Annotated in this window: 14 protein-coding genes; 5 read left to right on the forward strand and 9 right to left on the reverse strand. The window is 74.0% G+C overall.

All coding sequences use genetic code 11. From position 1 onward, the window contains the following. From Q4D18_RS00850 to Q4D18_RS00870, 5 genes are all read right to left on the reverse strand, one after another. A partial coding sequence (locus tag Q4D18_RS00850) for a LysM peptidoglycan-binding domain-containing protein (RefSeq protein ID WP_303124859.1) occupies window positions 1–1,895 on the reverse strand: 1,895 nt, incomplete at its 3' end. Between the two features lie 226 nt (window positions 1,896–2,121). Next, entirely contained in the window at window positions 2,122–3,660 is a 1,539-nt protein-coding gene (locus Q4D18_RS00855; RefSeq protein ID WP_303124861.1) for a YdiU family protein, read from the reverse strand. Window positions 3,661–3,821: 161 nt separating this feature from the next. Next, a complete protein-coding gene (locus Q4D18_RS00860; RefSeq protein ID WP_303124862.1) occupies window positions 3,822–5,066 on the reverse strand; it encodes a fumarylacetoacetate hydrolase family protein in 1,245 nt (414 codons plus the stop codon). A 2-nt stretch (window positions 5,067–5,068) separates the two neighbouring features. Further along, complete coding sequence (locus Q4D18_RS00865; protein ID WP_303124864.1) at window positions 5,069–5,902, reverse strand: hypothetical protein; 834 nt, start codon at window positions 5,900–5,902, stop codon at window positions 5,069–5,071. A 158-nt stretch (window positions 5,903–6,060) separates the two neighbouring features. After that, entirely contained in the window at window positions 6,061–7,284 is a 1,224-nt protein-coding gene (locus tag Q4D18_RS00870; RefSeq protein WP_303124866.1) for a homogentisate 1,2-dioxygenase, read from the reverse strand. A gap of 158 nt (window positions 7,285–7,442) precedes the next feature. Between Q4D18_RS00870 and Q4D18_RS00875 the strand changes: the two genes are divergently transcribed. The 4 genes from Q4D18_RS00875 (at window position 7,443) to Q4D18_RS00890 (ending at window position 12,799) form a co-directional block, all read left to right on the forward strand. After that, window positions 7,443–8,366: a LysR family transcriptional regulator gene (locus tag Q4D18_RS00875; RefSeq protein WP_303124868.1), complete on the forward strand. Its 924-nt coding sequence runs from the start codon at window positions 7,443–7,445 to the stop codon at window positions 8,364–8,366. A gap of 119 nt (window positions 8,367–8,485) precedes the next feature. After that, window positions 8,486–10,000 carry a GntP family permease gene (locus tag Q4D18_RS00880; RefSeq protein WP_303124870.1) on the forward strand — a complete coding sequence of 505 codons (1,515 nt, stop codon included), beginning with the start codon at window positions 8,486–8,488 and terminating at the stop codon, window positions 9,998–10,000. Window positions 10,001–10,055: 55 nt separating this feature from the next. Continuing rightward, entirely contained in the window at window positions 10,056–11,093 is a 1,038-nt protein-coding gene (locus Q4D18_RS00885) for an SUMF1/EgtB/PvdO family nonheme iron enzyme (protein WP_303124871.1), read from the forward strand. Next, window positions 11,090–12,799: an arylsulfatase gene (locus Q4D18_RS00890; RefSeq protein WP_303124873.1), complete on the forward strand. Its 1,710-nt coding sequence runs from the start codon at window positions 11,090–11,092 to the stop codon at window positions 12,797–12,799. The genes Q4D18_RS00885 and Q4D18_RS00890 overlap by 4 nt, the downstream gene beginning before the upstream one ends. A gap of 49 nt (window positions 12,800–12,848) precedes the next feature. Here Q4D18_RS00890 and Q4D18_RS00895 read toward each other — a convergent pair whose 3' ends face one another. The 3 genes from Q4D18_RS00895 to Q4D18_RS00905 all read right to left on the reverse strand — a co-directional run bounded on the left by Q4D18_RS00895 (window position 12,849) and on the right by Q4D18_RS00905 (window position 15,717). Then, complete coding sequence (locus Q4D18_RS00895; RefSeq protein WP_303124875.1) at window positions 12,849–13,685, reverse strand: HpcH/HpaI aldolase/citrate lyase family protein; 837 nt, start codon at window positions 13,683–13,685, stop codon at window positions 12,849–12,851. Between the two features lie 11 nt (window positions 13,686–13,696). Continuing rightward, a complete protein-coding gene (locus Q4D18_RS00900; RefSeq protein ID WP_303124877.1) occupies window positions 13,697–14,482 on the reverse strand; it encodes a fumarylacetoacetate hydrolase family protein in 786 nt (261 codons plus the stop codon). Between the two features lie 197 nt (window positions 14,483–14,679). Continuing rightward, window positions 14,680–15,717, reverse strand: coding sequence for an LLM class flavin-dependent oxidoreductase (locus Q4D18_RS00905; protein ID WP_303124879.1), 1,038 nt, complete (start codon window positions 15,715–15,717; stop codon window positions 14,680–14,682). A gap of 22 nt (window positions 15,718–15,739) precedes the next feature. Between Q4D18_RS00905 and Q4D18_RS00910 the strand changes: the two genes are divergently transcribed. Next, window positions 15,740–16,477, forward strand: coding sequence for an NADPH-dependent F420 reductase (locus tag Q4D18_RS00910; protein WP_303124881.1), 738 nt, complete (start codon window positions 15,740–15,742; stop codon window positions 16,475–16,477). Between the two features lie 39 nt (window positions 16,478–16,516). Here the strand turns inward: Q4D18_RS00910 and hpaD are convergent, their stop codons facing one another. Beyond that, window positions 16,517–17,683, reverse strand: coding sequence for a 3,4-dihydroxyphenylacetate 2,3-dioxygenase (hpaD, locus tag Q4D18_RS00915; protein WP_303124883.1), 1,167 nt, complete (start codon window positions 17,681–17,683; stop codon window positions 16,517–16,519). Between the last annotated feature and the right edge of the window lie 277 nt (window positions 17,684–17,960).

Below are 17,960 nucleotides of genomic sequence, written 5' to 3' on the forward strand. Positions count from 1 at the left end.
ATGCCGGGGTGCAGCACCGTGCCCGCGGTCATGCCGTTGAGGCGCTGCAGCTCGGCCATGGACACGCCGGTGCGCTGGGCGATGATCCACCAGCCGTCGTTGGGCTGCACCGTGTAGGTGTCCGCCGAGGACACCGCGGAGGAGGTCCGCAGCACCATGCCCGGGTGCAGCTCGGTGCTCGCGGTCATGCCGTTGAGGCGCTGCAGCTCGGTCATGGAGACACCGGTGCGCTGGGCGATGGTCCACCACCCGTCCCCGGGCTGCACCGTGTACGTCCCGCCGGAGACCGGAGCGGGGGCCGACGTCGCCGTCGTGGTCTTGAGCACCATGCCGGGGTGCAGCACCGTGCCCGCGGTCATGCCGTTGAGGCGCTGCAGCTCGGGCATGGACACGCCGGTGCGCTGGGCGATGATCCACCACCCGTCACCCGGCTGCACCGTGTAGGCGTCCCCGGTGTACGGCACGGGCGAGGGGGCGGGGGCCGGCGTCGTCGTGCCCTCGGCCGCGGCGGCGATCCGCGCGGCGCCGTCGCGGATCTCGTCCAGGCGCGGCATCAGGTACTGCCCGGGGCACGCGGTGTACTTGGTGGCGCGGTGCGGGAAGATCGTGTCCAGCGTGACCCGGGACCCGGCCGGCCACATGTTCGTGCCGCCCGTGGTGAGCGTGACGGTGCCGTGCGCGTCGAGGCCGTCCCGGTACACGTAGAAGGCGGCGGCGCGGGCCATCGCGTCGACGGTCTCCTGGGAGGGGGCCACGACGTCGTAGTTGCCGAGCGTGGAGATGCCCATGGTGCCCGTGTTGAAGCCGCCGGCGTGGGTGCCCAGCGGGTTCGAGGTCAGCGCGCCGCGTCGGCCCTCGTAGATGTTGCCGAACCGGTCCGTGATCAGGTGGTACGGGAAGTCGCCCCACTTCAGGGTCTTGGTGTAGTACGCGTAGATGCCGCGCATCTGCTCCACGGCCTGCGCGCGGGTGTACCCGTTGGTGCCGGCCGTGTGGTGGATGGTCAGCGCCGTGACGGTGGAGAACTGCGTGGAGTCCCGCGCCCAGGACTCGTCCGCGCCCCACTGGGCGCGCGTGATGAGGTCCGGGAGGATCTTCGCGCGGGCGTCGGCGGCGCTCGCCGCCATGGTGGCCTGCGGCACGGACGACGACGGCGCCCCCGTCCCGTCCTGTCCCGCGCCCGGGCGCGCGGCGGCCTTCACGCCGTGGGGCAGGGCCGCGGTCTCGGCGACCTCGTCCAGGGTGGGGGTCGGCTGGGAGGCGACCGCCTCGTCCGTGGCGGCCGTGCCGGGGTCGATCAGGGAGAGCTCGAAGCCCGCGGGCGCGGCGCCGTCGGCGGTGACGACGCGGACCTGCGCCCCGGTGGCGCCGAACGCCACGAGCGGGTCGGTGCCGGTGCGCTCGGCCGGCACGTCCTCGGTCCAGACGGTGCGCTCGAGCTCCTGCCAGCCGGTCCACGCGCCGTCCTGGCGCAGGCGGACCTGCACGGTCTCGATGCTCTCGCCAGAGCCGGCCGCCCACGCCGCGGCCACCACGGTGAACGGGGCGTCGGTGACCGGGGCGCTCAGTACCGCGAGGCGCTTGCGCTGGTCCGCGTCCAGGCCGGCCAGGGCGTCGTCGCCGAGGGCATCCTCATCCACCCCGGACAGGGCGATCTGCCGGGTGCTCTCGCCGCGGACCTCGGCGGCCTCGGCAGGCGCGTCCGCGGCGCCGGTCCGCGAGGTCGTGTCCGCCGCGGTGCGGCCGGTGTGCTCGGGAGCGGGGGCGGTGGGGTCCTGCGGTGTCGGGGCGTGGGGCAGCAGGCCGCCGACGGCGGCGGAGAGGACGGCCACCGCGAGGGCGGGGGTCAGGGCGCGGTGCGGGCGCGCACCGGGGAGGGGCGAGGACAGGTGCATGGGAAGCCTTCCGACAGACGGGCCGGGGGTGGAGTGCGAGGGGGTGACGGGGCACCCGGTGCCCGGTGCGGCACGGGAGTTCATGGGCGACGCCGGGTCGGCGCCGTCCGTGATCGTATCGTGATCTGCGCCATGACGGGAGGTGTTCTCCGGCATCGCAGGTCGGTTCAACCGATGGTCCGCGGATGTTCACTTCCGGGACTGATCACCCTCCGACCTGGACGTCTCAGGTGCCGCAGAACGTCACGAAGGGCCGCTCGTCCGCGCCCTCCGCCGCGGGCCGCTCGAGCCGTTCGGCGCCGGGACAGGGCGTGAACGGTGCGCGCACCGCGGCGAGGACCTCCTCCACGGGCCCGAGGTCGCCCGCCTCGGCGGCGTCCAGGGCCTCCTGCAGGGGCCGGTTGCGGGGGATCCGCAGCGGGTTCGTGCGGCGCATCAGTGCGACGTCGGGGGCCAGGGCCCGCCAGTCGGCGAGCCACGCGGCGGCCTCCTCGGGGCGGTCGGTCCCCGGGAGCAGGCGGGCGACGACGGCGCCCGGGCCCTCGCCCGCGGCGCTCTCGGCACCCTCGGCGCCCTCCGTCTCGACCTGCGCGGCGTCCGCCAGGTCCGTCCAGAACGCCGTCCAGTCGGCCCGCGCCTCGGCGAGCAGCCCGAGCAGGCGCGCGGCGACGTCGTCCGAGGCCTCGGTGCGGGGCACGCCGAGCTTCGCGGCCAGGCCCGACTGCCACGCGGCGTCGAACGCGGGCGCGAACCCCTCGAGGGCGGCCGTGGCGGCGGCGACGGCGTCGTTCGGGCCCGCCGCCAGGTGCGGCAGGAGCGTCTCGGCGAGCCGGTTGAGGTTCCACAGGGCGATCTGCGGCTGGGCGCCGTACGCGTAGCGGCCCTGGCGGTCGATCGAGGAGAACACCGCACGCGGGTCGAAGGCGTCGAGGAAGGCGCACGGGCCGAAGTCGATGCTCTGGCCGGAGATCGTCACGTTGTCCGTGTTCATCACGCCGTGCACGAAGCCCACGAGCATCCACCGGGCCACGAGGTCCGCCTGCGCAGCGACCACGGCCTCGAGCAGGGCCAGCGCGGGGACGTCGGCGTCGGCCCGCTCGGGATGGTGGCGGGCCAGGGACTCCGCGACCAGGCGCGGGACGAGGTCCTCCGGCGCGTGCCCCTGCTGGGTGAGCGCGGCGGCGTACTGGAACGTGCCCACGCGCAGGTGCGAGTCGGCCACGCGGGCGAGCACCGCGCCGGGCAGCGCCGTCTGCCGGCGCACCGTGCGCCCCGTGCCGACGACGGCGAGCGCCCGCGTGGTGGGGATGCCGAGGGCGTGCAGCGCCTCGGAGACCACCAGCTCGCGCAGCATCGGCCCGACCGCCGCGAGCCCGTCCGAGCCCTCCCGCGAGAACGGGGTCAGGCCGGAGCCCTTGAGGTGGAGGTCGCGCAGGGCGGTGGGGTCGGGGGCGCCGCCGCCGACGGGCGCGGTGAGCTCGCCGAGCAGGAGGGCGCGCCCGTCGCCCAGGCGGGGCGAGTAGCCGCCGAACTGGTGGCCGGCGTACCCCTGGGCCACGGGGCGGGCGTCGGGGCCGGGGGCCTCGCCGGTGAGGAACCGGACGCCGTCCTCGGTGCGCAGCCAGGCCTCATCCAGGCCGAGCTCCGCGGCGAGCGCGGCGTTGAGGTGCAGCAGGCGCGGCTCCGGGGTCTGCCAGGCGCGGGACGGGGCGGACAGCTCCGGGAACGCGTTGGCGAAGTGCGAGGTCAGGGCGGGGGTGGACATGGGTCCACGCTACGGCGTGCCGCCCAGTGCGCGGGGGGCTCGCCCGGCGGCGTCACCCGGGGCGTCGGGCTGGCCCGGCCCGGCACGCCGACGGCCCCGCCGCGCGATGCGACGGGGCCGTCGTGCCGGGGACGTCCTGTCCAGGACGTGAGTGCGGCGGATCAGGTGGCGGGCAGCACCGTGCCGGTCACCTCGCCGAGGGACACGACCGAGCCGTCCGGACCGGGGGCGGTGCCCCGGATGGCGACGGTGTGGCCGTCCTCGAGGAAGGTGGTGTCCTCGCCGTTGACCTGGAACGGCTCCTCTCCGCCCCAGGACAGCTCGAGGAAGGAGCCGCGCTGGGCCTTCTCCGGGCCGGACACGGTGCCCGAGGCGAAGAAGTCGCCGGGGCGCAGGCAGGCGTTGTTGGTGGTCATGTGGGCCAGCATCTGCGCGCCGGTCCAGTACATCTGGGCGAACGGGGGACGGGAGACGACCTCGCCGTCCAGCTCGACCTCCATGGCGATGTCGAAGCCCCAGGGCTCGAGGGAGGAGTCGTCGAGGTACTCGGCGAGCTCCTCGTCCCGGGCCGGCGGGGCCACGCGGGCCGCGTCCAGCGCGGCGAGCGGGACCACCCAGGCGCCCACCGACGTCGCGAACGACTTGGCCAGGTTCGGGCCCAGGGGGACGTACTCGTACGCCTGGATGTCGCGCGCGGACCAGTCGTTGACCAGGACCAGGCCGAACACGTGCCGGCGCGCCTCCTCCAGGGTGACCTCGCCGCGCGGCCGGGAGCCGCCGAGGACGAAGCCGATCTCCGCCTCGATGTCCAGGCGGCGGGAGGGGCCGTAGGAGGGCTCGCCCTGCAGGGGCGGGCCGTCCGGTGACGGGCGCAGGCCCTTGGGGCGCGGCACGTCCGTGCCGGAGGCGATCAGCGTGCCGGCGCGGCCGTGGTAGCCGACCGGCAGTCGCTTCCAGTTCGGCAGGAGCGGATCCTGGTCCGGGCGGAAGATGCGGCCCACGTTGGAGGCGTGGTGCTCCGAGGCGTAGAAGTCCACGTAGTCGGCCGGGGTGAAGGGCAGGTGCAGCGTGAGGTCCGCGACCGGCGTCGTGGCCGCGGCGAGCTCCTCGGCGGAGCCGGGGGCGGTCACGGCCCCCTGGACGGCGGCGCGCAGGGCGTTCCAGGCGTCCGCGTCGAGCTCGAGCAGCGGCGTCAGGTCCGCGGCGCCGGCGGCCTCCGCGACCGGGCCGGTCAGGTCGGCCGCGCGCACCAGTGCGGTCAGGTCCACGGCCTGGTCGCCCAGGCGGACGACGAGGCGGCGCTCGCCCTCGCCTTGGGAGGCCGAGGCGTAGGGGAGGTTGTGGGCGTCGAAGCCCTCGCTGCCGTGCCGGGCGGCGAGGCTGTCGGGGGCGATGGTCAGGGCCATGGTCACTCCTTCGGGGTCGGGTCGTCCGCGGCCGGGGCGGTCGCGGCGAGCGTCTGGCGGTAGCCGTCGAGCAGGTCGGCGGGGAGCAGGCCGAGGCTCTGCAGCGACTCCACCGGCTCCGGGATGTCGCACGTGCCGAACGAGCGGTACACGTCGCGCCACGCGTCGGAGCGCCCGGCCTCGGCCACGACCGCCTCGGCGTCCCGGGACCGGAGGGCCTCGACGAGACGCGCCTGGTCCTCGCCGGCCTGGGCGCGCAGGATCGCCACGGCGATGTTGAGGAACCCATGGTGGGTGAACCCGGTGGCCGGATGGGTGAAGCGGACCGCCTGGTGCAGGCCGGCGGTGAGCTTGAGGCTCAGCCCGCGCTCGACCGCCTCGTGGAGGACGGAGGCCAGCTGCTCCGGGCTGGGGAACAGGTCCTTGCGGACGCCCCCCGTGCGGTACTTCAGCCGGACGGCCGTGCCGGCGATGGCCTCGAGGGCCCCGTCGGCCACCTGGTCGGCCGTGAGCTCCACGAAGATCTCGGGCGCGCCCTCGGCCGCGGCGGCCTGGGCCACCGGGGGCAGCTCCGTCCGCCACGCGCCGGGCTCGGGGTCCGTCTTGAGCTCGATCGCATGCAGGCGGAGGGCCGAGGTCCCGTCGACGGCGTGCAGGGCGTCCTCGAGTCGGCCGGAGGGGGTCACGATGCTCAGGGCGATGGGCGGCTCGCCGTCCTGGCCGGCGCCGGCGGCCTCGGCGAGGGGGATCGCCGCGGCGATCTCGTCGAGGGGCAGGATCAGGGGTCCGGTGAGCGGGTGCACCGCGGTGGCACGTCGGGCCACGTGCTCGCGCACGGCGCGGTCCAGCGGCGCGAGACCGGGCGGGAAGACGGCGGCGCGGTCGACGACCCCCGGGCGCGCGGGGGGCTGGGCCGGGGCCCCGGGGGCCCTACCGCCGGGGGGCCCGGGCGGCCGGCCGGCGCCGGCCGCCCGGCGGAGGAGGGGGCGGCGGGTCAGGCGGACTCGCCCGAGATCCACCGGCCGCCGGTCCAGGACGCGGCGTACTTGCCGTCGTCGCAGGCCAGGCCGGCCTCACCGAGGTCCAGCGGGCGGAACGTGTCCACCATGACGGCGAGCTCGTCGAAGTACTCGATGCCCAGGGACTTCTCCACGGCCCCCGGCTGCGGCCCGTGGGAGTGGCCGCCCGGGTGGATGGAGATGGAGCCGGCCTGGATGCCGGAGCCCTTGCGGGCCTCGTAGTCGCCCTCCACGTAGAACATGATCTCGTCCGAGTCCACGTTCGAGTGGTAGTACGGCACCGGCACGGCGTCGGGGTGGTAGTCGACCTTGCGGGGCACGAAGTTGCACACCACGAAGTTCCACCCCTCGAACACCTGGTGGACGGGCGGCGGCTGGTGCACCTTGCCGGTGATCGGCATGTAGTCGTACACGGAGAACTTGTACGGGTACAGGCAGCCGTCCCAGCCGACGACGTCGAACGGGTGCTGGGGGACGGTGTGGATCGTGCCGCCCAGGCCCGAGGGGCCGCGCCCGCGGTGCTTGATGTAGACGTCCACGTCCTCGCCGTCGACCAGCAGCGGCTCGGTGGGGCCGTGGAGGTCGCGCTCGCAGTACGGGGCGTGCTCGAGCAGCTGGCCGTGCTTCGAGAGGTAGTTCTTCGGCGGGCCGATGTGGGAGTTGGCCTCGATGAAGTACATGCGGGCCTTCTCGCCGGCCTCCTCGTCGAACACCCAGCGGTGCGTCGTGGCACGCGGGATGATCACGTAGTCCCCCTGCACCGCGTCGATCGCGCCGAAGACCGTCTCGCACCGCACGGTGCCGCGCTCGATGTAGACGCACTCGTCGCCCACGGCGTTCCGGTACAGCGGTGAGGTCTTGGCGGCCCACGCGTAGCTCAGGCGCACGTCGCCGTTGCCCAGGACGAGACGGCGGCCCGTCACCGGGTCGGTCTCCGCCGCCTGGTCCTCGGTGAAGAGGTCGTGCAGCTTCAGGTGGCGCGGCAGGAGCGGGTCGTTCGGGGTGAGGGTCTGGTCTGGCAGCGTCCACGGACGCGCCCCGACGATCGAGGACGGGATGTGCCGGTGGTAGAGCAGGGACGAGTCGGAGGAGAAGCCCTCCTCGCCCATCAGCTCCTCTGAATAGAGGTTGCCCTCGTCATCGCGGAAGGCGGTGTGGCGGGTCTTGGGGACCACGCCGACCTGGCGGTAGTACGCCATGGTGGTCGTCCTTTCCCTGGGGGGACTCGGTGACGCCGAGCGTAGAGTGATCTGCGTCTCGGCAACAGGACGAGGGGATGATCGAGATCATCAGATTCTCTGATGGGCGGGTGGCGCCAGCCGCCGCGTCTGACGGACCCTCGAGGACAGGAGCGCTCATGGCCGACTTCACCCTGCGCCAACTGGAGTACTTCGTCGGCATCGTCGACCACGGGTCGGTGACCGCCGCCGCGCGGGCCTGCGGCGTGTCCCAGGGCGCCGTGTCCATGGCGGTGGCGCAGCTCGAGCGCAACGTGGGCGTGGAGCTGCTCGCCCGTTCCGCCTCGCAGCGCGGGACCCCGACGGCGGAGGGCGTCGAGTTCGCCGGCCTCGCCCGGGAGATCCTCACCCGCACGGAGGACCTGAAGGCCAGCGTCCTGGGCGGCTTCACCGGCCTGCGCGGCAAGCTGCGGCTGGGCGTCGCCGCCAGCATGGCCCCGAGGATCCTGCCCCCGCTGCTGGACCGGTTCCGGAGGGAGCACCCCGGGGTGGAGGCCGTGTGCCTCGAGGGGCAGCCCCACGACCTGGAGGCCGCCGTCCGCGACGGGAGGGCCGACGTCGCGGTGGTGTTCGCCCATTCACGGCGCGGGGCCTTCGAGACGATCCGGCTGGCCGACGCGCCGCCCTATGCGATGCTGCCGGAGGGCCACCCGCTCACCGAGCGGGACCACGTGACCATGGCCGACCTGGTGGGCGGGCAGCTGATCCTCGTCGAGTCCCCGCCGGTGGTCGAGCGGGTCCTGTGGCTGTTCCGCTCGGTCGACCAGGAGCCGGGCGAGCCGTTCACCACGGCGTCCATGGAGACGGTGCGCGGTCTGGTGGCCCGGGGCCTGGGGTACAGCTTCGTCTACACCGTCCCCGTCTCCCGGGAGGTCTTCGACGGGCGTCGCGTGGTCTACGTGCCCGTGCTGGACCACATCCAGGGCAACGCCGTGGTGGCCCTGCTGCAGCCGGGCCGGGCCCACCCGAGGCGGGTGGAGGCCGCCATCGAGTTCCTCAGGGAAGAGCTGTCCGAGGACGTCGAGCGCCGCCGCGGGGCCTGAGGGGCCACCCCCCCAGCGCCGGTGATGGAGACCATCACGCGGGGTGATGCACGTCACAGATAGGGTCGGCGACTAGCCACCGGAGGGTGGCCCCGCCATCCCTACCCGAGAGGCCCCCCATGCTGATACCGTTGCTCGGCATCGTCGTCTCGCTGATCTTCCTGATCACGTTCGCGTACCGCGGGCACTCCGTGCTCGTCGTTGCCCCCCTCGCCGCCCTGATCGCCGTGCTGTTCTCGTGGGGGCCCCTCCTGGCGAGCTACACCCAGGTCTTCATGCCCGCCCTGGGCAACTTCGTCATCTCGTTCTTCCCGCTGTTCATCGCCGGCGCCGTCTTCGGCCGGCTGATGACCGTCAGCGGCCACGCCGAGGACCTCGCCCGTCTCATCCCCCGTCTGCTCGGGGCCCGCCAGGCGATCCTGGCCACGGTGCTGATCACGGCGCTGATGACCTACGGCGGCATCAGCGCCTGGGTGATCGCGTTCACGATCGTGCCGATCGCCGTCCCGCTCTTCCGGGAGGCGAACGTGTCCATGCGCCTGATGCCGGCCGCGATCGCCCTCGGCATCTTCACCTTCGCCACGGCCGCGCTGCCGGGCTCCCCGCAGATCCACAACGCCATCCCCACCCGGTTCTTCGGCACCACGGTGTACGCCGCCCCGGTCCTGGGTGTCATCGGCGCCCTCGTCACCTTCGGCCTCGGCTACGCCTGGCTCCGGTGGCGCCAGGGCTCGATGCTGCGCCGCGGCGAGGGCTTCACGGACATCTCCTCGGGGGCGCTCGGCCTCGCCGGCGGCGGCCCGGCCCGCACCGCCACCGGCGCCGCCGACCCAGAGGCGGCCGTCGGCGCCGCGCCGGCCCATCCGCACCCCGACACCGGGGTCCTGGCCCGCGCCGACGCCGCCGCCGCCGTCCCGTTCGGCACGGCCGTGCGGTCAGGCCTGCTCGGCCTGCTCCCGATCCTCGTGGTGGTCGTCGTGAACGCCCTGTTCGTCTACGTGATCTCCCCGGCCATGGACGCCTCCTACCTGCAGGAGGAGCGCTTCGGGGCCACCACGCTCTCCGCCGTGCTCGGCGTGTGGTCCGTGACCGTCGCCCTCGTCGCCGCCATCGTCGTGGTCTTCCTCCTGCGTCCGCGCCGGGCCGGCGAGTACGTCAAGGCGCTCTCCGAAGGCGCCCGCAACTCGGTGCTCCCCGTGTTCACCACCGCCTCCGAGGTCGGCTACGGCGCCGTCATCGCCTCCCTGGCCGTGTTCGCCGTCGTACGGGACGGCCTGTTCGGCGTGAGCTCGAACCCCGCCGTGGTGGGGGCGATCGCCACCGCCGCGATCTCCGGCATCACCGGGTCCTCCTCCGGCGGACTGTCCATCACGCTGTCCAACTTCGGCGAGCAGCTCTCCCAGCTGGCGGCGCAGCAGGGGATGTCCCTGGAGCTGCTGCACCGGGTGATCGCGATGGCCTCGGTGAGCTTCGACTCCCTGCCCCACAACGGTGCCATCATCACCCTGCTGCTGGTGTGCGGTCTGACCCACCGCCAGGCCTACAAGGACATCGGCGTGGTGACGGTCCTCGTGCCGCTGGTCGGCGTCCTCGTGGTGCTGGGCCTCGGGACGGCCGTCCCCGGCCTGGTCTGACGCCGCACCGGGGCCGGAGGCGACGCCTCCGGCCCCCCGACCCGAGGAGAGAGACGTGCCGCCCCTGACGACGCCCGCCCCCCAGGAGGAGCGCGCGCCCAGGCTTGTGACCGTGCCTGGCGGCTGGTTCACCATGGGCTCCGACGAGCACTACCCGGAGGAGGCGCTGGCCCACCGGGTGCACGTCCCCGACCTGGAGGTCGGGGTGACCACCGTGACCAACCGCCAGTACGAGCGCTTCGTCGCCGAGACCGGCCACGTCACGGTCGCCGAGCAGGCGCCCGACCCCGCCGACTACCCCGGGGCGCCGGCGGAGGCGCTCGTCCCCGGGAGCGTCGTGTTCACCGGCACCCGCGGCCCCGTGGACCTCACCCGGCCGGGGCAGTGGTGGCGGTGGGTCCCCGGCGCCTCCTGGCGCCACCCCGAGGGCCCGGGCTCGCACATCGAGGACCGCCTCGACCACCCGGTCGTGCACGTGGCCCACGCGGATGCCGCGGCCTTCGCGGAGTGGGCCGGGCTGTCCCTGCCCACCGAGGCCGAATGGGAGCACGCGGCCCGCGGCGGTCTGGAGGGCGCCGCGTACGCCTGGGGGGACGAGCTCCACCCGGACGGCGCGGTGCTGGCCAACACCTGGATCGGCCGGTTTCCCTGGCTCCGCACGGGCCCGGCCGGGGTTCCCCGCACCTGCGCGGTGGGGACCTTTCCCCCGAACGGGTACGGCCTGCACGAGGTCTGCGGCAACGTCTGGGAGTGGACCGACACCTGGTACGCCCCCGGTCACGCGCCCGACGGGGCCGCCGCACCGCGCGCTGCGCCCACCCCTCCCTGCTGCGCGCCGGCCCCCCGCGGGCCGGGGGAGGACGAGGCGCGCCGGCGGGAGGCGTCCTACGACCCGGACCAGCCCGAGGTGCGCGTCCCCCGACGCGTCCTCAAGGGCGGCTCCTACCTCTGCTCCCCCGACTACTGCCGCCGCTACCGGCCGGCGGCGCGCCAGCCGCAGACGGTGGACACCGGCACCAGCCATCTCGGCTTCCGCTGCGTCCGCCGTCCCTCCCGTCCCGCCCCCCACCCGTCCCAGGAGGACCAGCCATGACCCCTCTCAGCCGCCGCACCCTGATCGGCGCGACCGGCGCCGCGGCCCTCGCCACGGCCCCCGCAGCCGCCGCCCGACCGGACCGGGCCGCCGACCCGCAGCGCCACCCCGGCCGCGGGCACGGCCGCCCGGGACGCCCCAACGTCGTCCTCCTCGTCGCGGACGACATGGGCTGGTCGGACATCACGCCGTTCGGCTCCGTAGAGATCCGCACCCCCCACCTCCAGGAGCTCGCCGAGCGCGGGACGCGGATGACCAACGCCCATGTCTCCCCCTACTGCGCGCCCACCCGGTCGATGCTCCTCACCGGCCAGGACAACCACGAGGTGGGCCTGGGGAACATGATCGAGCTGGTCGCGCCCGAGCAGGAGGGCCAGCCCGGCTACGAGGGCCACCTCAACGAGCGCGCCGTGACCGTGGCCCGCCGCCTGCAGGAGACCGGGTACCGCACCTTCCTGTCCGGGAAGTGGCACCTGGGGATCGAGCAGTCTGGAGACCCCACCCGCTGGGGCTTCGACCGGGCCTTCTCGATGTTGCGCGGCGAGTCCAACCACTACCAGTACGTGGGGCCGAACCCGTCCCCGGACGGGCCCGACCTGTTCACCCTGGACGGCGGGGTCTACGAGGTGGACGAGGCCTTCTACTCGACCACGCAGTTCACCGACACGTTCCTGGAGTTCCTCGACGAGACCCCGCAGACCCAGCCATTCTTCGGGGTGCTCAGCTTCACCGCGCCGCACTCGCCCCTGCAGGCTCCCGAGGAGGACGTGGCCCGCTACCGCGGCATGTTCGACGCCGGCCCGCAGGCCCTCGCGGACGCCCGACTCGCCCGCCTCAAGGAGCTCGGCCTCGTCGACGAGGACGTCGTCCCGCACCCGATCGTAGGCGCCGAGGACTGGGCGACGATGACCCCGGAGGAGCGGGCCCCGTGGACGCGCCGCATGGAGGTCTACGCGGCCATGGTGGACACGATGGACCAGGCGATCGGTCGGGTGATGGACGCCCTGCGCGAGCGCGGACAGCTGGAGGACACCATCGTGGTGTTCCTCTCGGACAACGGCGCGGCCGGCTCGCTGCGCGAGGGCAACCGCAAGTGGGGCCCCTGGATCCGGGAGAACTTCGACAACAGCCTGGAGAACATGGGCCGTGGGACGAGCTACATCAGCACGGGCCCGGTGTGGGCCCAGGCGTCCATGTCCCCGTTCGCCCTCTTCAAGGGGTTCACCACCGACGGCGGGACCATCTCGCCCACCATCATCGCGGGGCCGGGCGTGGCCCGCGGTGCGGTCTCCGGTGCCTACCTGGACGTCAGGGACATCGTGCCCACGCTGCTGCGGCTCACCGGGACCCCGGAGCGCCACTACGCCGGGGCGGCGCCGATCCGCGGCCGGGACTTCAGCCGGGAGCTGCGTCGGCCGGATGCGGACCGCGAGGGCCCGCGCCAGGCCCAGTGCCTCGAGATCAACGGCAGCCGGTCCGTGCGCCTGGGCAGGTGGAAGGCCTTGAGCGTCTCCGAGCGCACCGGCGGGTACCTCGGCGGCAGCCGTCCCTCCGGCCGCTGGCTGCTGTTCGACCTGGAGGCGGACCCGGGGGAGACCACGGACCTGGCGGCGGAGCAGCCGCGGGTGCTGCGTCGCCTGAAGCGGGAGTACGAGCGGTACGCCGCCGAGGTGGGCGTCGTGCCCGTGGGCCAGGTCTCGGGCTGAGCCGGCGCGTCCCCGCCCCCGCATGCGGCCGGGGCGGGGGCGTCGTCCGTCAGTAGGAGGCGCGCCCGCCCTCGGCGCCGCCCTCGGGCGCGGGGCACCACTCGTCCGCGAGGGCCTCGGCGGCGCGGGCCAGCAGCGCGACGTCGGCGCCCACGTTGACGAAGTCCGCACCGGCCTCGGCGTAGGCCCGCGCCTGCGCCTGGACGAATGCGTTGACGCCCACCACGGTCCCGGCCTCATTCGCCGCGCGGATGACCGACTCCACGGCGGCCACCACGTCCGGGTGGGACTGCTGGCCGAGCAGGCCCATCGAAGCGGACAGGTCGGAGGGGCCCACGAAGATCCCGTCCACGCCGTCCGTCTCGGCGATGGCGCGGGCATTCTCCACCCCGGCCCGCGTCTCGATCTGCACGAACAGGCTGACGTGGTCGGCGTCGTCGTCGAGGTAGCCCGGCACGCGGTTCCACCGGCCCGAGCGGGCCAGCGCCGAGCCGACGCCGCGGACGCCGTGCGGCGGGTAGCGGACGGCTTCCACGGCCCGGGATGCCTGGTCGGCGTCGTCGACCATGGGCACCAGCAGCGTCTGCGCGCCGAGGTCCAGGTACTGCTTGACGAGCACGGCGTCGAGGGCGGGCACGCGGGTCATCACGGGCACGCCGTAGCCGGCGATCGTGCGCAGCTGGGCCAGGACGGTCTCGAGGGAGAGCGGGGCGTGCTCGCCGTCGATCAGGAGGTAGTCCAGGCCCGAGCCGGCGCAGATCTCCGCGGCGGTGCAGTCTCCGGAGCTGAGGAACATGCCGGCGGCGGGGCGGCCGCCGCGGGCCGCGCGGGCCTCGGCGGTGAACAGGTCGCGGACCAGGGGCTGGGTGCTGTGGCGGACGGGCATGGTCTCCCCTCTCAGGCGAAGCGGCAGGTGACGGTGCCCAGGGGCCCGTAGTCGGCGGTGACGGTGTCCCCGGCGCTCACGTGCATGGGGCGGGTGAAGGAGCCGGCCAGGACCACCTCGCCGGCGGCCAGGGAGTCCCCGTGGTCCGCCAGGCGGTTGGCCAGCCAGTGCACGCCGTTGCCCGGGTGGTTCAGCACGCCGGCGGCCACGCCGGTCTCCTCGATGGTCTGGTTGCGGGAGAGCGTCCCGGCCACCCAGCGCAGGTCGACGGCGTCCGGGGCCACGGGGCGGCCGCCGAGCACCATGTACCCCAGGGCGGCGTTGTCCGCGATGGTGTCCACGATGGTCCGGCCCTCCAGCTCCACGTGCGCGTCGAGCACCTCAAGGGCCGGCACCACGTACTCGGTGGCGCGCAGGACGTCGAACAGGGTGACGCCGGGCCCGCGCAGCTCGTCCTTGAGCACGAACGCCAGCTCCATCTCGATGCGCGGGTTGGTGATGCGCGCGGTCTCGAACTCGTGGCCGGACTCCACCACCTGGTCGTCGAAGATCACGCCGTAGTCCGGCTCGGTGATGCCCGTGGCGGCCTGCATGGCCTTCGAGGTCAGGCCGATCTTGTGCCCGACGACGCGGCGGCCCGCCTCCACCTGACGCCGCGCCCAGATGCGCTGCACCGCGTAGGAGTCCTCGACCCCCATGCCCTCGTAGCGGGCAGTGAGCAGCGGCACGGGGGTGCCGGTCTGCCCGGCCTCGTGCAGCTCGTCGGCGATCTTCTGGTGGATGGCGTGGTCCAGCACGGGGCCTCCTCGGGGCGACGGCGGGGCGGCCGGGCCGCGCGGCTCCGGCGTCGGGATGTCAGCGGCGACGTGCACGTGACCCAGGTCTCCTGAATCGTATACGACGCCCCCGGGCCGCCGAGAGTGCGGCGCCGCGCCCTTCCGTGCCGCCCTCCCGTGCGCCGCCCGTCGTCCCTGCGGCCGAGCGCGCCGGAGCGTCAGCTCCCGGCGAGCATGTCCTTCACGAGGGGGACGACCTTCTCGCCGAACAGCTCCACGGAGCGGCGGTTGTGCTCGTGGGCGATCGGCCCGTGCTGCACCTTGAAGCTCACCCGGGAGGCGCCCAGGTCCTGGATGCCCCGGGCCACCTTCCGGGCCACGGTCTCGGGGGAGCCGACGGCCATGAGCCCGTGGTCCAGCTCGCCCTGCAGTGCCTGCGGGGTCATGCGCGGCCAGCCGCGCTCGGCGCCGAGCCGCGCGTGGTGGGACAGGTACGGCTGGGCGAACTGCTGGAACGCCGCGTGGTCCGTCTCGGCGACATGCCCGATCATGTGGAAGCCGACGCGGGACTCGCCCTCATGGCCGAACTTCTCCCGCGCGTCGCGGTAGAGCTGCGCGAAGGGCGCGAAGCGGGAGGACGGGCCGCCGATGATGGCCAGCATGAGCGGCAGGTCGTGCCGCGCGGCGCGCACCACGGACTGCGGCGAGCCGCCGACCGCCACCCACGTCCGCAGCGGCTCGCCGCCCTCGAGCGGCGGGTAGAGGGTGACGTCGTCGAGGTCCTGGGTGTGCCGGCCCGACCATGTCAGCGGCTGCTGCGTGCGCAGCTGCGCGAAGAGCTCGAGCTTCTCCTCGAACAGGTCCTCGTAGTCGTGCAGCGAGTAGCCGAACAGCGGGAAGGACTCGGTGAACGAGCCGCGGCCGAGCACGGCCTCGGCGCGGCCGGAGGAGAGGGCGTCGAGGGTGGCGAAGCGCTCGTACACGCGCACGGGGTCGTCCGAGGAGAGCACGGTGACGGCGGTGCCGAGCCGGATCCGCTGGGTCCGGGCGGCGATGGCGGCCAGCACCATCTCGGGCGCGGAGACGGTGTAGTCGTCGCGGTGGTGCTCGCCGACGTTGAACGCGTCGAGGCCGGCCTGCTCGGCCGTCACGCCCAGGTCGACGACGTGCCGCACGCCCGCGGCGTGGGTCTCGAGCTCGCCGTCGGCATCCGCGGTCCGGTCGCCGAAGGTGTCGATGCCGAATTCCAGGTCCATGGGGTCCTCCGAGGGGTGTGGGGTGGATCGTGTCACCGGGAACAACGCCGGGCGCGCCGGAGTTATTTCAAACATGAAGAACAATCTCGCCAGCACCCCGAACGCCCCCGCCCTCGACGACGCCCGCCCCGCTCCCGCCCCCGCGCGCCGGACGGTCGGCCTGGTGGGGGTGGGCAAGCTCGGCGCCGTGATCGGCCGGCTGGCCGCGGAGGCCGGCCACGAGCTGCTCGTGGCGGAGCGGCCGGGGAGCCCGATGTTCGAGCTGGTCCTCGGCTCGATCCTCCCGTCCGCGCGCGCCGTCCCCCTGGCCGAGCTGCTGGCGCGGGCCGACGTCGTGGTCCTCGCGGTGCCGCAGCCCGCGCTCGCCGGCCTGGACCTCTCGGGCGTGCGCGGCGACGTCGTGGACGCGACCAACGCGTGGGACGCGGTGCCGGCCGAGGATGAGGGCGTGGACGCCGACTGGTGGGCGCGGCGGCTGCCCGGGACGCCCGTGGTGAAGACGCTCAACCACGCCGCCTACGCGGAGCTGCTCGCCGACGCCCGCCCGGCGGGCGCCCCGGGGCGCAGGGCCGTGGCGGTGGCGGGGTCCGACGCGGACGCCGTGCACCGCGTGGCCGCGTTCGTGGACTCCCTCGGGTTCGACGCCGTCCCCGCCCCGGCCGAGGCGGCGCGCCTGCTCGAGCCGGGGGCGCCCGTGTTCGGCGGCCGGTTCGACGCGGCCGGGATGCGCGAGGTGCTCGCGGGGACGCCCGTCGACTGAGCGGCGGGCCCTGTCTGATGCGGCTCGGAGGAGTGCGGCTCAGAGCTGGTGGCCGAGCTTGTACTCGCCCTTCTTGTAGTCGGGCAGGGACTCCTCGCCCTCCTCCTGACGGGTGTAGGAGAAGCCGTCGGCGCCGATGGTCACGGCCATCTCGGACTCGTCCGTGCGGGCCACGACCTCCTTGACGTTGCCGTCGAGGTCCAGCACGAGGGAGGCGTCGGTGTACCAGGACGGCACGACCGGGGTGCCCCACCAGTCGCGGCGCTGGTTGTCGTGCACGTCCCAGGTGACCACGGGGTTGTCCGGGTCGCCGGTGTAGTAGTCCTGGGTGTAGATCTCCACGCGGTGGCCGTCCGGGTCGCGCAGGTAGAGGTAGAACGCGTTGGAGACGCCGTGGCGGCCCGGGCCGCGCTCGATCGCGTCGGACATGCGCAGGGCGCCGAGCTTGTCGCAGATCGCCAGGATGTTGTGCTTCTCGTGCGTGGCGAACGCGACGTGGTGCATGCGGGGGCCGTCGCCGCCGGTCATGGCGGTGTCGTGCACGGTGGGCTTGCGGCGCATCCACGCGGCGTAGACGGTGCCGTTCTCGTCCTGGATGTCCTCGGTCACGCGGAAGCCCAGGTCCTGCATGTAGCGGGCGGCGCGGGGCACGTCCGGGGTGACCTGGTTGAAGTGGTCCAGGCGCACCAGCGCGCCGGGGGTGTAGAGGTCGTAGCGCCAGGCCAGGCGCTCCACGTGCTCCACGTCGTGGAAGAACTCGTAGGGGAAGCCCAGCGGGTCCTCGACGCGCACGGAGTCGCCGACGCCCTTGACGAAGCCGTCCTTGTTGCGCTCCACGCGGCAGCCCAGCTCGGTGTAGAACTCCACGGCCTTGTCCAGGTCCTCGGGGGTGCGCACGCGGTAGGAGAACGCGGCGACGGCGGCGGTCTCGCCCTTGCGGAGGATCAGGTTGTGGTGGATGAACTCCTCCATGGAGCGGAGGTAGACCGTGTTCTCGTCCTCCTCCGTGACCACGAGGTCGAGGACGTCCACGTAGAACCTCCGGGACTTCTCGAGGTCGGTGACCACGAGCTCCATGGACGCGCAGCGCAGCACGTCCGGGGCCTCGGCCTTCGGGGTGGGGATCGGGTTCTCCGTCTTCACGGGGCCCTCCTGGCCCACGTAGAAGCCGGAGGAGGTCTTCTGGCGGTTCTCGAGGTTGCTCATCGCTGCTCCTTGGTGATGGGCGGCCGCGCCGGGGCGGTCGATGTGGCCTGGGACACGGTCACTGCCTTGATCGTATACGATCGCCCGGCCCGGGGGAAGTCCGTGGTGGGCGCGGGCGTCCTGCCCACGGGCGTGCCGTCGTCGTCCGCTCCGGTGTTCCTCCGGCACCTCTCTGCCGCCCCCGCCCCGGCGTGCCCCGTGTTGCGCTCCCCGTCCTTCGCGCCCATCCGGACGTGGGGGCCGGGACCCCGGGGGGGGGGCGGGGGGGTCCGGGCGC

It is taken from the genome of Micrococcus sp. (genome assembly GCF_030523875.1).
GTDB lineage: Bacteria > Actinomycetota > Actinomycetes > Actinomycetales > Micrococcaceae > Micrococcus.

Bases quoted from the DNA above. Each gene is read 5' to 3' on its own strand.
- Q4D18_RS00855 (WP_303124861.1), bottom strand. From the start codon at position 3,660: ATGTCCACCCCCGCCCTGACCTCGCACTTCGCCAACGCGTTCCCGGAG.
- Q4D18_RS00860 (WP_303124862.1), bottom strand. From the start codon at position 5,066: ATGGCCCTGACCATCGCCCCCGACAGCCTCGCCGCCCGGCACGGCAGC.
- Q4D18_RS00870 (WP_303124866.1), bottom strand. From the start codon at position 7,284: ATGGCGTACTACCGCCAGGTCGGCGTGGTCCCCAAGACCCGCCACACC.
- Q4D18_RS00875 (WP_303124868.1), top strand. From the start codon at position 7,443: ATGGCCGACTTCACCCTGCGCCAACTGGAGTACTTCGTCGGCATCGTC.
- Q4D18_RS00880 (WP_303124870.1), top strand. From the start codon at position 8,486: ATGCTGATACCGTTGCTCGGCATCGTCGTCTCGCTGATCTTCCTGATC.
- Q4D18_RS00890 (WP_303124873.1), top strand. From the start codon at position 11,090: ATGACCCCTCTCAGCCGCCGCACCCTGATCGGCGCGACCGGCGCCGCG.
- Q4D18_RS00895 (WP_303124875.1), bottom strand. From the start codon at position 13,685: ATGCCCGTCCGCCACAGCACCCAGCCCCTGGTCCGCGACCTGTTCACC.
- Q4D18_RS00905 (WP_303124879.1), bottom strand. From the start codon at position 15,717: ATGGACCTGGAATTCGGCATCGACACCTTCGGCGACCGGACCGCGGAT.
- hpaD (WP_303124883.1), bottom strand. From the start codon at position 17,683: ATGAGCAACCTCGAGAACCGCCAGAAGACCTCCTCCGGCTTCTACGTG.